Raw genomic sequence first — 13522 nt, 5'->3', positions numbered from 1 at the left:
CTCAGGCCTCCTTGGGGTCGACGGGGGCGGCGGGGCGGCGGGTGCGGCGCAGCGGGGGCTGGGCACCCAGGCTCTTCGGGTCGAGGCCGGACCACTTGTGGCCGTTGGCGAAGAACGGGCGGCGGGCCATCAGCGTCAGCAGCGGCTTGGTGAAGAGGAAGACCACGACCACGTCGAGCAGAGTGGTCAGGCCGAGCGTGAACGCGAAGCCCTGGACCTTGCCGACGGTCACGATGAACAGCACCGCCGCGGCGAGGAACGACACGAAGTCCGAGACCAGGATGGTGCGCCGGGCGCGCGGCCAGGCCCGCTCGACGGCGGGGCGCAGCGAGCGGCCCTCGCGGATCTCGTCGCGGACGCGTTCGAAGTACACGATGAACGAGTCCGCCGTGATGCCGATGGCGACGATGGCACCGCAGACGGCCGGGAGGTTCAGCGCGAAGCCGATGGTCGGGCCGAGCAGCGACATGATCGTGTAGGTCAGGGCGGCCGAGACCAGCAGCGACAGGATCGCGATGAAGGACAGGCCCCGGTAGTAGGCCAGCAGGTAGATCACGACCAGCGCGAGGCCGATGGCGCCGGCGATCAGACCGGCCTGGAGCTGGTCACCGCCCAGCGCGGCGGTCACGGTGGTCATGCTGTCGACCTTGAAGGTCAGCGGCAGCGCGCCGTACGTCAGCATGTTGGCCAGTTCCTGGGCCGACTGCTGGTTGAAGTTGCCCGAGATCTCGGCGTTGCCGCCGGTCAGCGCCTGCCGGACGTACGGGTCGGAGACCACGTCACCGTCGAGGACGATCGCGAACTGGTTCTGCGGCGACTGGTTCTGCGCCAGCTTGCCGGTGATGTCCGCGAACTTCTTGGCGCCGCCGTCCGTGAAGTCCATGGTGACGGTCCAGCCGGCACCGGTCTGGGTGTTCAGGACGGCCTGGGCCTTGTCGACGTCCGTGCCGTCGACCTCGGCGGGGCCGAGGATGTACTTCTGCCACTGGCCCTGCGCGTTCTGGCCGCAGGCCAGCGTCGGGTCGGAGGCCTTGGCGGTGTCGCCGACGGTGGAGCGGGTCTTCTCGTCGGTGCAGTCGAGCTTGGCGTACTGCTCCTGGAGCTTGCCGGCGGCGGCTTCGCCGGAGCCGCCGCTCGCGGACGGGGAGGGGCTGTTCTTCGCCGGGTCCGAGGCGCTCGCGGACGGCGTGGCGTCGGCCTTGAGCGCGTCCGTGACCGCGCGCCCCTGGGTGGTGGCAGAGGCGGACGGGGAGCCGGATCCCTTGTCGGTGGCCTCCGGCTTGTCGCTGGCCTTGCCGGACGGCTGGCCCGAGGGGCTGCCGGAAGGGCTGCCCGTGGGGCTCGGCGACGGGGCCGTGCCGCCGCCGGAGACCTCGGTGGCGAGGACCGGGCGGAAGTAGAGCTTGGCGGTGGTGCCGACCTGCTTGCGGGCCTGCTCCGAGTTGGTGCCCTTGGGAATGTTGACGATGATGTTTTCCCGGCCCTGCGTCTGGACCTCGGACTCGGAGACGCCCAGACCATTGACACGGCGCTCCATGATGGAGACTGCGGTGTCCATGTTGGTCTTGTTGATCGCCGACTCGTTGCCTGCCTCGGGGACCGCCCGGAGCGTGATGCTCGTGCCGCCGGCCAGGTCGATGCCGAGGCGCGGGGTCGTGTGCCCCGAGGCGAACATTCCACCGGTGAGCGCCGCGATGGCGATCAGGATCAGGGCCAGCGAGCGCCCCGGCTTGCTCTGGGCGCTCGCGCTCCGGCCCTTTTTAGGTGTGGCCACCTTCTCGTACTCCCTCTCGGGCCACCTCGCTCCGGGTCGGCGGACGGGCGGCCATGACATGGTGTCGGGATTCCGTGCGAGCTATGGCGTGTCCCGGGGCGCGCGGGACCCGGCCCGCGCACCCCGGGACACGACTACTTCGCCTCGGAGTCGCCGTCGGTCTTCTTCGGCTCTGCGTCCGTCTTCGCCTCGCCGGCCGGGGCCTCGTCGGCCGCTGCGTCGGCCGTGTCCTTCTTGCCGAGGTCGACGGCCTTGTCGTCAGCGGGGGCGTCGGTGGCGGAGTCGCCGGTCTCGGTGAGGGAGGAGGCGTCGTCCGGGACGAGGTCGGCGTCGGACTTCAGGTCGTGCTCGATGCCGTGGACGATGCGGTTGTACTCGTCGTCGGTGAGGACGGCACCGATGGCGTTCTTGGCGAAGAGGAGCTCGACGCCCGGCCCGGCGTCGAGGAGGACGGTGTCCTCGTTGACCTCCTTGACCGTGGCGTACATGCCCCCGATGGTGCGGACACCGCTGCCGGGCTGCATTTGGTTCCGCATCTCCACGGCCTGCTGCTGCTTCTTCTTGGCCGATCGGGTCATCAGGAACATGGCCCCGATGAGCACGATGAACGGGAGGAGGGTCAGGAGACTCACGGGTCGGTACTTCCTTCACACGACCGCGCTGTGAGCGGCCAGATGGTTGGGGGTGTGTACGCCGCCGACAAAGGCGGCATCGGCGGAGTCTAAGCGAGTCCGCGCGCATGGAACAACGCTCAGCATGGCACCGGGGTTCCTGCTCCGGCCACTGTCCTCGCCGACCCGGAGCGGCGAGAGCGCCGTCACGCCCCGAACAGGTCCTGTTGTCCGTTTCCGGCGGTCTGGGAGCGGGGCGGGGTGAGGCCGAGGTGCGCCCAGGCGGCGGGTGTGGCGACCCGGCCGCGCGGGGTGCGTGCGAGCAGTCCTTCCCGTACGAGGAAGGGTTCGGCCACCTCTTCCACCGTCTCACGCTCCTCCCCCACCGCGACAGCGAGCGTGGACAGGCCGACGGGGCCGCCGCCGAACAGCTTGAGGAGGGCTTCCAGCACGGCCCGGTCTAGGCGGTCGAGGCCGCGCGCGTCCACCTCGTAGACGGCGAGGGCGGCCGCGGCGATGTCCCGCGTGATCAGCCCGTCGGCCTTGACCTGCGCGTAGTCCCGGACGCGGCGCAGCAGGCGGTTGGCGATGCGCGGGGTGCCGCGGGAGCGGCCGGCGATCTCGGCGGCGCCCGCCGCGTCGATCTCGACCTCCAGGAGGTTCGCCGAGCGGTGGACGACCCGCTCCAGTTCGGCCGGTTCGTAGAACTCCATGTGCGCGGTGAAGCCGAAGCGGTCGCGCAGCGGGGGCGGCAGCAGTCCGGCCCGGGTGGTGGCGCCGACCAGGGTGAAGGGGGGCAGCTCCAGCGGGATGGCGGTGGCGCCGGGGCCCTTGCCGACGATCACGTCGACGCGGAAGTCCTCCATCGCCATGTACAGCATCTCCTCGGCGGGCCGGGACATGCGGTGGATCTCGTCGAGGAAGAGGACCTCGCCCTCCTGGAGCGAGGAGAGGATCGCGGCGAGGTCACCGGCGTGCTGGATGGCGGGGCCCGACGTGATGCGGATGGGGGCGCCCATCTCGGCCGCGATGATCATCGACAGGGTGGTCTTGCCGAGGCCGGGGGCGCCGGAGAGCAGCACGTGGTCGGCGGTGGCACCACGCGCGCGTGCGGCGCGCAGGACGAGGTCGAGCTGTTCGCGGACCTTCTCCTGGCCGATGAACTCGCCCAGGTCCTTGGGGCGCAGGGCCGCCTCGACGGCCTGGTCCTCACGGTCGGCGACCGGGCCCACCAGCCGCTCGGCGGCCTCGGCGTCGGTCGTGTCGTCCCAGTTCATGTGATGTGCCTCGGGTCGTGGGGGTCAGCGGGCGCGGTTGAGGGTCTGCAGGGCCGCCTTGAGCAACTGGCCCACCTGGGGCGTGCCCTCGGCGGCCTCGGCCTGCGGGGCCACGGCGGCGACGGCCTCGTCGGCCTCGCGGGTCGCGTACCCGAGACCGATCAGGGCAGCGTGCAGCTGGTCGCGCCAGCCGGAGCCGGCCGGTGCGCCGACGGCGGGTGCGCCGACCGGGGCGCCGAGCCGGTCCTTCAGCTCCAGCAGCAGCTTCTGGGCACCCTTCTTGCCGATGCCGGGCACGGCGGTGAGGGCCTTCTCGTCGCCGGTGGAGACGGCCCGGCGCAGGGCGTCGGGGGTGTGCACGGCGAGCATCGCCTGGGCCAGCCGCGGGCCGACGCCGCTCGCGGTCTGGAGCAGTTCGAAGACCTGCCGCTCGTCGTCGTCGGCGAAGCCGTACAGGGTGAGGGAGTCCTCGCGCACGACCAGGGACGTGTGGAGCTTGGCCGGCTGGCCCATGCGGAGCGTGGACAGCGTGTTCGGCGTGCACTGGACGGCCATGCCGACCCCGCCGACCCCGCCGACCTCGACGACCGCGGCGTCCGGGGCGAGTGCGGCCACTGTGCCGCTGACGAAGGCGATCATGCCGTACGGCCTTTCGATGCTGGGGTCGGTGCCGTGGCCGGCGCCGCGGCGGTGTGCCGGGCGACGGCCTGCTGGAGTCGGTTCTGCGCGGGGGCGCGCCAGATGTGGCAGATGGCGAGGGCGAGGGCGTCGGCCGCGTCGGCGGGCTTGGGCGGTGCGCTGAGCCGGAGCAGCCGGGTGACCATGGCGCCCACCTGGGCCTTGTCGGCCCGGCCGCTGCCGGTGACGGCGGCCTTCACCTCGCTCGGGGTGTGCAGCGCCACAGGGATGCCGCGGCGGGCGGCGCAGAGCATGGCGACGGCGCTGGCCTGGGCCGTGCCCATCACCGTGCGGACGTTGTGCTGGCTGAAGACGCGCTCCACGGCGACGAACTCGGGGCGGTGCTCGTCGAGCCACTGCTCGATGCCCTGCTCGACGGCGACGAGGCGGTGGCCCAGCTCCGCGTCGGCGGGGGTGCGGACCACGCCCACGCCGATCATCGTCAGCGGCCGTCCGGCGACGCCCTCGACGACGCCCACACCGCACCGGGTCAGTCCCGGGTCCACCCCCAGCACGCGCACGCGCCCTCCCTTTCGGTCACCTGTTTGTGCAGGCTATCGGGTGCCACCGACAACGCGACGGGCCGACGGGGTGTGTCCCGTCGGCCCGTTGCTCTCGTGCGCGGGTCAGGCGTCGACCTTCTCCATGACCTCGTCGCTGACGTCGAAGTTGGCGAAGACGTTCTGCACGTCGTCGCTGTCCTCCAGCGCGTCGATCAGCTTGAAGATCTTCTTGGCGCCCTCCTCGTCCAGTTCGACCTGCATGGTCGGGACGAAGTTGGCGTCGGCGGAGTCGTAGTCGATGCCGGCGTCCTGGAGGGCGGTGCGGACGGCGACCAGGTCGGTGGCCTCGCTGATGACCTCGAAAGTCTCGCCGAGGTCGTTGACCTCCTCGGCACCGGCGTCCAGGACGGCGCCGAGGACGTCGTCCTCGGTCAGCTCGCCCTTGGGGACGATCACGACGCCCTTGCGGTTGAACAGGTACGAAACCGAGCCCGGGTCGGCCATGGAGCCGCCGTTGCGGGTCATGGCGACGCGGACCTCGGAGGCGGCGCGGTTGCGGTTGTCGGTGAGGCACTCGATGAGCACCGCGACGCCGTTCGGGCCGTAGCCCTCGTACATGATCGTCTCGTAGTCGGCGCCGCCGGCCTCCAGGCCCGCGCCGCGCTTGACCGCGGAGTCGATGTTCTTGTTGGGGACCGACGACTTCTTCGCCTTCTGGATGGCGTCGTAGAGCGTCGGGTTGCCCTCGGGGTCGGCGCCGCCCATCCGGGCCGCCACCTCGATGTTCTTGATCAGCTTCGCGAAGAGCTTGCCGCGCTTGGCATCGATGACGGCCTTCTTGTGCTTCGTCGTGGCCCATTTAGAGTGGCCGGACATCTGCCTGTCTCCTTCGCGTAACCCATCTCAGCAACGAACGCAGGAATCCTACAAGGAGTCGGCTGTCCGGTTCGCCCTCACCATGGCGACGAACAGGGCGTGCACCCGGTGGTCGCCGGTCAGCTCCGGGTGGAACGACGTGGCCAGCGCGTTGCCCTGGCGCACGGCGACGATGTGGCCGTCGTGCTCGGCGAGCACCTCGGTCCGGGCGCCGACGGACTCGACCCACGGGGCGCGGATGAAGACGCCCTCCACCGGGTCGCCCTCGATGCCCGCGACGTCGACGGCCGCCTCGAAGGACTCGTTCTGCCGGCCGAAGGCGTTGCGGCGCACGATCATGTCGATGCCGCCGACCGTCTCCTGGCCCGAGCGCGGGTCCAGGATCTTGTCCGCGAGCATGATCATGCCGGCGCAGGTGCCGTAGACGGGCAGGCCGTCCCGCACGCGCGTGCGCAGCGGCTCCATCACGCCGAACAGCACGGCCAGCTTCGAGATGGTCGTGGACTCCCCGCCGGGGATGACCAGGCCGTCCACCTCGGCGAGTTCCTCGGGGCGGCGCACCGGCCTGGCCACGGCGTCGGCCGCGGCCAGGGCCACCAGGTGCTCCCGTACGTCGCCCTGGAGAGCCAGGACGCCTATGACAGGTGCTTCGGTCATGGGTGCTCTACCAGCCGCGGTTGGCGTAGCGCTCGGTCTCGGGGAGGGTGTCGCAGTTGATGCCGACCATGGCCTCGCCCAGGTTGCGGGACGCGTCCGCGATGATCTTCGGGTCGTCGTAGAAGGTGGTGGCCTTCACGATGGCGGCGGCGCGCTTGGCCGGGTCGCCCGACTTGAAGATGCCGGAGCCGACGAAGACGCCCTCGGCGCCGAGCTGGCGCATCAGGGCCGCGTCGGCCGGGGTGGCGACGCCGCCGGCGGAGAACAGCACGACCGGGAGCTTGCCGAGCTCGGCGACCTCCTTGACCAGCTCGTACGGGGCGCGCAGTTCCTTGGCGGCGGCGTACAGCTCGTGGTTGTCGAAGCCGCGCAGCTTGGCGATCTCGTTCTTGATCTGGCGCAGGTGGCGGACGGCCTCGACGACGTTGCCGGTGCCGGCCTCGCCCTTGGAGCGGATCATCGCGGCGCCCTCGGCGATGCGGCGCAGGGCCTCGCCCAGGTTGGTGGCGCCGCAGACGAACGGCGTGGTGAAGGACCACTTGTCGGAGTGGTTGACCTCGTCGGCCGGGGTGAGGACCTCGGACTCGTCGATGTAGTCCACACCGAGGGACTGGAGGACCTGGGCCTCGACGAAGTGGCCGATGCGGGACTTGGCCATGACCGGGATGGAGACGGCCTCGATGATGCCCTCGATCATGTCCGGGTCGGACATGCGGGCCACGCCGCCGTCCTTGCGGATGTCGGCCGGGACCCGCTCCAGGGCCATGACGGCCACGGCGCCCGCGTCCTCGGCGATCTTCGCCTGCTCCGGCGTGACGACGTCCATGATGACGCCGCCCTTGAGCTGCTCGGCCATGCCGCGCTTCACACGGGCGGTGCCGGTCTCGGGAGCCTGGTTTTCGGAGATGGACACGGGTGACCTCGCTGATGGGAAAGAGGGTTTTCTGCAGCACCGAGGAAACGTGAGGGGACCAGGCCACATCAAGGGCCAATGGGAACGCCGTGGATCCTTTTCCGGGGCACCGGCGGAAAACGGCAGGTGAACGAGGTCAGGCGGCCCGGTCCACCAGGGCTGCCGGAGGCTCGTCGTCCATCTCGAAGGCCAGGGGGAAGGGCGCGTGACCGGCCAGGCGGAACCAGCGCACCTTGCGGTGCCGGCGCAGGGCCCGGGCGGCGCGTACGGCGTCGTTGTGGAAGCGCCGGGCCATCGGGACCCTGCGGACCGCCTCGGTGAGCTCCCGGGCCGCTTCCTCTCCCCCGGGCGCGCCGCGCACCGCCTCCACCTGCGCCGGTTCCTCGAACACGGCCCGCAGCGCCTGGCTCAGCTCGCTCTCGGCGACCTCCCGCTGCTCCTCCTCGGCCTGCCGGGCGGCGTGCGCGGCCTCGTAGAGGACGATCGACGCGGCCGGGTCGAGCACGCCGGAGGTGGCCAGTTCCTGGGCGACCGAGGCGCGGCGCAGCAGCTGCGCGTCGAGCGCGGCGCGGGCGGCGTCGATCCGGGCGTGCAGCCGGTCCAGCCGCCCGGCGGTCCAGCTCAGGTAGAGGCCGATCGCCGCGAGGGCGACGAGGATCCAGATGAGGGTTGCGGTCACGGGCCAAGAGGCTACCGGGGCGTTCCACCGGCCGGCCGGGGTGTCTTGCCGGGGGTGGGACGTCGCCCGGGTCTTCAGGGGGCTGCCGCCCCCGGGCCCCCGCTGCCGGCCTGAACGGCCTCGTCCGCAGACGCCGGACGGGCGGGGTGGCGCGCCCCGCGATCCCCGGACGCCGTACGGGCTGACCGGCTCCCCGGCCGGCGGTCTCGCGTCAGTCCCGTGCCAGGCCCAGCCGTCCCCACAGGCCGCTGGTCCGCTCGTCCTCGGCGACCGCCGCCGCGCCCGCCGTCACCGTCTCGTAGACGGAGAGGATGTCCGCGCCGACGGTCGACCAGTCGAAGCGGCGCACGTGGGCGCTGCCCCGCGCGCGCAGCTCCGCACGCCGCTCCGGGTCCTCCAGGAGGCGTACGGCCGCGTCGGCCAGGGCGTCGGCGTCCTCGTTGGGGAACAGTTCGCCCGCCGCCCCCCGGTCCAGGACCTGGGCGAAGGCGTCCAGGTCGGAGGCGAGGACGGGAGCTCCGGCGGACATGGCCTCGACGAGGATGATGCCGAAGCTCTCGCCGCCGGTGTTGGGCGCGACGTACAGGTCGACGCTGCGCAGGAAGCGCGCCTTGTCCTCGTCGCTGACCATGCCGAGGAACTCCACGCGGGGGCGCAGCTCGACGGGCAGGGACTCCACGGCCTCCTTCTCGTCGCCGCGTCCGGCGACGAGCAGCCGGGCCTGCGGCCGGGCGGCGAGGATCTTCGGCAGGGCCTTCATCAGCACCGGCAGGCCCTTGCGGGGCTCGTCGATGCGCCCGATGAAGCCGATCGTGTCGCCCTGCCACTCGGCCTTGGGCTCGGCCCGGGCGAAGAAGTCGACGTCGACGCCGTTGGGGATCACCACCGCGTCCCCGCCGAGGTGCTCCACGAGCGTGCGCCGGGCGTACTCGCTCACCGCGATCCGGGCGCTGATCTTCTCCAGGGCCGCCTGGAGGATCGAGTACGCGGCGATCATGGCGCGGGAGCGCGGGTTGGACGTGTGGAAGGTCGCCACGATGGGTCCCTGGGCGGCCCAGCAGGCCAGCAGACCCAGCGACGGCGAGGTCGGCTCGTGGATGTGGATCACGTCGAACGCGCCCTCGTGCAGCCAGCGGCGCACCCGGGCGGCGCTCAGGAAGCCGAAGTTCAGCCGGGCCACCGAGCCGTTGTACGGCACCGGAACCGCGCGCCCGGCCGAGACGACGTACGGCGGCAGCGGGGTGTCGTCGTCGGCCGGGGCCAGGACGGACACCTCGTGGCCGAGGCGCAGGAAGTACTCGGCGAGGTCGCGGATGTGGAACTGGACCCCGCCCGGTACGTCCCAGGAGTAGGGGCAGACGATGCCGATCCTCACGGGCGTCCCTTCGCGGGGTCGAGGTCCGCGAGCCACAAGCGCTGCAGCATGTGCCAGTCCTCCGGATGGTCGGCGATGCCGGTGGCGAAGGCGTCGGCCAGCGCCTGTGTCATGACAGACGTCTTCTCGGCGCGCGTGCCTGACTCGGGCACCTCGACGGGCGGGTGGACGCGGCCGCGCATGACGGGCGAGTCGTCGTACCAGAGGGTGACGGGCAGCAGCAGGGCGCCCGTCTGCTGGGCGAGCAGGGCGGGTCCGGCCGGCATGCGGGCGGTGTCGCCGAAGAAGTCCACCTCGACGCCGGAGGCGGACAGGTCGCGGTCGGCGACCAGGCAGACCAGGCCGCCGTCGCGCAGCCGCCTGGCCAGGGTGCCGAAGGCGCTGCCGCCGCTGTGCGGCAGGACCTCCATGCCGAGGCCCTCGCGGTAGGCGACGAACCGGTCGTAGAGCGTCTCGGGCTTGAGGCGCTCGGCGACCGTGGTGAAGGGGATGCCGAGCCGGGTGGTGACCCAGGCGCCGGCCAGGTCCCAGTTGGCCAGGTGCGGCAGGGCCAGGATCACGCCCCTGCCCGCGTCCATGCCCTCGGTGAGGTGGTGCAGGTCCTTGGCGGTGAAGCCCTCCGCGATCCGCTCCCTGCTCCAGGCGGGGAGGCGGAATGACTCCATCCAGTAGCGCAGATACGACCGCATGCCCGCGCGGGACAGCTCGGCGAGGCGCTCGGGGCCCGCGCCCGGCACCACGCGCGCGTAGTTGCTCTCCAGGCGCTGCACGCCCTTGCCGCGCTGCTTCCAGGCGGCGTCGGCGATGGTGCGGCCGAGCCGTACGGCGACCGGCTCGGGGAGCTTCTTGACGGTGCTCCAGCCGAGGCCGTACAGCGCGTCCGTCAGCCGGTCCTGGGCGCTCACGTGGCCGCCTCGCTCCCGTGGGAGGCGTTCTGCTGCTCGCCTCCATCGTCCTGCGCGCCGGTGCGGTCCTGCGGGGCCGCGGCCGCCTCGGCCTCGGCGGACTCCCGGCGGACCGTGACGACCCGCTGGATCAGCGTGACGAGGCTGCCCACGGCGACGATCCACAGGGCGACCGGCAGCAGGTACTGGATGCCCGGTACGCCGAACGCGTGCAGGCCGGCCAGGCCCGCGGCGACCAGGGAGATCACCAGCCGCTCGGCGCGCTCCACGAGCCCGTTGACCGCGACGGGCAGGCCGATCGACTCGCCGCGGGCCTTGGTGTACGACACCACCTGCCCGCTGGCCAGGCAGAAGATCGAGACGGCGCACAGCACCAGGTCGTCGCCACCGCCGGCGTACCAGAGGATGAAGCCGCCGAAGATCGCGCCGTCGGCCACCCGGTCGAGCGTGGAGTCGAGGAAGGCGCCCCAGCGGCTGGACCGGCCGAGCTGGCGGGCCATGTTGCCGTCGACGAGGTCGGAGAACACGAACAGCGTGATCACGACCGTGCCCCAGAAGAACTCGCCCATGGGGTAGAAGACCAGCGCGCCCGCCACCACCCCGGCGGTGCCGATGAGTGTGACGGTGTCGGGGCTGACGCCCCGGCGGATCAGAAACGCGGCGAACGGTGTGAGGACACGCGTGAAGAATGCACGCGCGTACTTGTTCAGCATGGCCTTCCCGAGGGTCGGTGTCGCCGTCTGGCCCCTGCTGGCCACCGGCGGGCCCATCGTAGCCACGCGCGCGTGGCGGCGAGGGGCGGGCACCCGGACCCCTTTCGGGGGAACCCGCGGGGCACCGGCGGGCGGCGGGGTGACGTCGCTCGTATGGACGCACCGTGACGACAGTGGGAAGGTCGAAAGACCGCGGGCGTCGCCGGAGCCGCACCGCACGCGGCTCCGGCTGTCCGCGCCCCCAGTGACCTCACCGTGCACGGGAGGCAGGATCATGGGCGACAAGGCACAGACACACCCCGGAGCCGCCGGCAGGGCGCAGGCGGCCGACCACCCCCAGTCCGTACGGAATGTGGTGCTGGTCGGCCACTCCGGATCGGGCAAGACGACGTTGGTGGAGGCCCTCGCGCTGACCGCGGGGGCGGTGAACCGGGCGGGCCGCGTGGAGGACGGCGGCACCGTCTCCGACTACGACGACATCGAGCACCGGCAGCAGCGCTCGGTGCAGCTCTCCCTGGTGCCCGTCGAATGGGACGGCATCAAGGTCAACCTCCTGGACACCCCCGGATACGCCGACTTCGTCGGTGAGCTCAGGGCCGGTCTGCGGGCGGCGGACGCGGCCCTCTTCGTCGTCTCGGCCTCGGACGGCGTGGACGGCTCGACGCGCATGGTGTGGGAGGAGTGCGCGGCCGTGGGGATGCCCCGGGCCATCGTCGTCACGCACCTGGAGGCGGCGCGCGCGGACTTCGAGGAGATGACCCGGATCTGCGCGGAGGCCTTCGGCGCGGACGACCCCGACGCGGTCCTGCCGCTCTACCTGCCGCTGCACGGCCCGCAGGCACCCGACGGACACGCGCCCGTGACCGGGCTGATCGGGCTGCTGTCGCAGAAGCTGTTCGACTACGCGAGCGGAGAGCGCAAGGAGTCGGAGCCGGGCGAGGAGCAGCTGCCGCTGATCGAGGAGGCCCGCAACCGGCTGATCGAGGGGATCATCTCGGAGAGCGAGGACGAGACCCTCATGGACCGCTACCTCGGCGGGGAGCCGGTCGACGTCAAGACCTTGATCGACGACCTGGAGCGGGCCGTGGCGCGCGGGGTCTTCTTCCCGGTCCTGGCCGCCGCCCCCGCGGCCGAGGGCGCCCGGCAGGGGCTCGGCACGGTGGAGCTGCTGGAGCTGATCACCGGTGGCTTCCCGACGCCGCTGGAGCACGAGACCGTGCGGGTCACCACGATCGACGGAGAACCGCGCGAGCTCAAGCCCTGTGACCCGGACGCGCCGCTGGTCGCGGAGGTCGTGAAGACGTCCTCGGACCCGTACGTGGGCCGGCTGTCGCTGATCCGTGTCTTCTCGGGCACCCTGCGCGCCGACCAGACGGTCCACGTCTCCGGGCACGGGCTGGCCGACCGGGGCCACGAGGACCACGACGTGGACGAGCGGATCGGTGCCCTGTCCACGCCGTTCGGCAAGCAGCAGCGCCCCGTCTCGCACGTGATCGCCGGTGACCTGGCGTGCGTGGCCAAGCTGAGCCGCGCCGAGACGGGCGACACCCTGTCCGCCAAGGACGACCCGCTGCTGATGGAGCCGTGGCAGATGCCCGACCCGCTGCTGCCGCTGGCCATCCAGGCACACAGCAAACCGGACGAGGACAAGCTGTCGCAGGGCCTGGCCCGGCTGGTGGCCGAGGACCCGACCATGCGGCTGGAGCAGAACCAGGACACCCACCAGGTGGTCCTGTGGTGCCTGGGCGAGGCGCACGCGGACGTGGCCCTGGAGCGGCTGCGCAGCCGCTACGGCGTCCAGGTCGACGTCGTCCCGCACCGGGTGTCGCTGCGCGAGACGTTCGCGACCAGGGCGGCCGGGCGCGGCCGGCACGTCAAGCAGTCCGGCGGGCACGGTCAGTTCGCCATCTGTGAGATCGAGGTCGAGCCGCTGCCGGGCGGCTCCGGCATCGAGTTCGTGGACAAGGTCGTCGGCGGCGCGGTGCCCCGGCAGTTCATCCCGTCGGTGGAGAAGGGCGTACGGGCCCAGGCCGCCAAGGGGGTCGCCGCCGGGCACCCGCTGATCGACGTCCGCGTGACGCTGCGGGACGGCAAGGCGCACTCGGTGGACTCCTCCGACGCCGCGTTCCAGACGGCCGGGGCGCTGGCGCTGCGGGAGGCCGCGGCCGGCGCGAGGATCCATCTGCTGGAGCCGGTGGCGGAGGTGTCGGTGCTGGTCGGCGACGACTTCGTGGGCGCCGTGATGAGCGACCTGTCGGGGCGGCGCGGCCGGGTGCTGGGCACCGAGCAGACGCCCGGCGGGCGCACCCTGATCCGGGCCGAGGTGCCGGAGATCGAGATCGGCCGTTACGCGATCGACCTGCGGTCGATGACCCACGGCACGGCCCGCTTCAGCCGTCGCTACGCGCGCCACGAGCCGATGCCGCAGCAGGTCGCGGACCGGGTGCGCGAAGAGGCGCGCGTGGCCTCGTAGTTGGCGCCCCGGCGCCTCCAAGTGCCCCCTTGAGGGCCCCGTTCCGGGTCGGCGGGCGGCTTGCGGGCCGCCCGCCGACGGGCGCCGG

13 protein-coding genes are annotated in these 13522 nt (G+C 72.1%); 1 reads left to right on the top strand and 12 read right to left on the bottom strand.

The window, feature by feature from the left end; all coding sequences use genetic code 11:
* Nucleotide 1 precedes the first annotated feature (1 nt).
* From secD to pgsA, 12 genes are all read right to left on the bottom strand, one after another.
* Nucleotides 2–1774, bottom strand: coding sequence for a protein translocase subunit SecD (gene secD / locus ACIGAQ_RS34200; protein ID WP_399789898.1), 1773 nt, complete (start codon nt 1772–1774; stop codon nt 2–4).
* Between the two features lie 134 nt (nt 1775–1908).
* A complete protein-coding gene (gene yajC / locus ACIGAQ_RS34195) occupies nt 1909–2406 on the bottom strand; it encodes a preprotein translocase subunit YajC (RefSeq protein WP_311684343.1) in 498 nt (165 codons plus the stop codon).
* Nucleotides 2407–2591: 185 nt separating this feature from the next.
* On the bottom strand, nt 2592–3662 hold the full coding sequence (gene ruvB / locus ACIGAQ_RS34190) for a Holliday junction branch migration DNA helicase RuvB (protein ID WP_094057785.1): 1071 nt from the start codon (nt 3660–3662) through the stop codon (nt 2592–2594).
* Between the two features lie 24 nt (nt 3663–3686).
* Nucleotides 3687–4301, bottom strand: coding sequence for a Holliday junction branch migration protein RuvA (gene ruvA / locus ACIGAQ_RS34185; RefSeq protein WP_399789893.1), 615 nt, complete (start codon nt 4299–4301; stop codon nt 3687–3689).
* On the bottom strand, nt 4298–4861 hold the full coding sequence (gene ruvC / locus ACIGAQ_RS34180) for a crossover junction endodeoxyribonuclease RuvC (protein WP_311684338.1): 564 nt from the start codon (nt 4859–4861) through the stop codon (nt 4298–4300). The genes ruvA and ruvC overlap by 4 nt, the downstream gene beginning before the upstream one ends.
* A 105-nt stretch (nt 4862–4966) precedes the next feature.
* Nucleotides 4967–5719 carry a YebC/PmpR family DNA-binding transcriptional regulator gene (locus ACIGAQ_RS34175; RefSeq protein WP_031116589.1) on the bottom strand — a complete coding sequence of 251 codons (753 nt, stop codon included), beginning with the start codon at nt 5717–5719 and terminating at the stop codon, nt 4967–4969.
* A 48-nt stretch (nt 5720–5767) separates the two neighbouring features.
* Nucleotides 5768–6376: a pyridoxal 5'-phosphate synthase glutaminase subunit PdxT gene (gene pdxT / locus ACIGAQ_RS34170; protein WP_399789890.1), complete on the bottom strand. Its 609-nt coding sequence runs from the start codon at nt 6374–6376 to the stop codon at nt 5768–5770.
* Between the two features lie 7 nt (nt 6377–6383).
* The gene (gene pdxS / locus ACIGAQ_RS34165) at nt 6384–7289 is read right to left on the bottom strand and encodes a pyridoxal 5'-phosphate synthase lyase subunit PdxS (protein ID WP_093908932.1); all 906 of its coding nucleotides are present in this window, start codon (nt 7287–7289) and stop codon (nt 6384–6386) included.
* 136 nt (nt 7290–7425) lie between these two features.
* Entirely contained in the window at nt 7426–7968 is a 543-nt protein-coding gene (locus tag ACIGAQ_RS34160) for a hypothetical protein (protein ID WP_311684330.1), read from the bottom strand.
* Between the two features lie 211 nt (nt 7969–8179).
* Nucleotides 8180–9343 carry a glycosyltransferase family 4 protein gene (locus tag ACIGAQ_RS34155; protein ID WP_399789885.1) on the bottom strand — a complete coding sequence of 388 codons (1164 nt, stop codon included), beginning with the start codon at nt 9341–9343 and terminating at the stop codon, nt 8180–8182.
* Complete coding sequence (locus ACIGAQ_RS34150; protein WP_399789882.1) at nt 9340–10248, bottom strand: phosphatidylinositol mannoside acyltransferase; 909 nt, start codon at nt 10246–10248, stop codon at nt 9340–9342. Before ACIGAQ_RS34150 ends, ACIGAQ_RS34155 begins: the two co-directional genes overlap by 4 nt.
* On the bottom strand, nt 10245–11018 hold the full coding sequence (pgsA, locus tag ACIGAQ_RS34145) for a phosphatidylinositol phosphate synthase (protein WP_311684398.1): 774 nt from the start codon (nt 11016–11018) through the stop codon (nt 10245–10247). The genes ACIGAQ_RS34150 and pgsA overlap by 4 nt, the downstream gene beginning before the upstream one ends.
* A 217-nt stretch (nt 11019–11235) precedes the next feature.
* On the opposite strand from pgsA, the gene ACIGAQ_RS34140 reads away from it, so the two are divergent.
* Nucleotides 11236–13434, top strand: a complete 2199-nt coding sequence (locus tag ACIGAQ_RS34140; protein WP_399789879.1) for an elongation factor G-like protein EF-G2 — start codon at nt 11236–11238, stop codon at nt 13432–13434.
* The last annotated feature ends 88 nt before the right edge of the window (nt 13435–13522 follow it).

This window comes from Streptomyces sp. NPDC085932, assembly GCF_044540525.1.
GTDB classification, from domain to species: domain Bacteria; phylum Actinomycetota; class Actinomycetes; order Streptomycetales; family Streptomycetaceae; genus Streptomyces; species Streptomyces levis.
The sequence above is the reverse complement of the archived record's forward strand: the minus strand, read 5'-3'. Positions and strand labels throughout refer to the sequence as shown.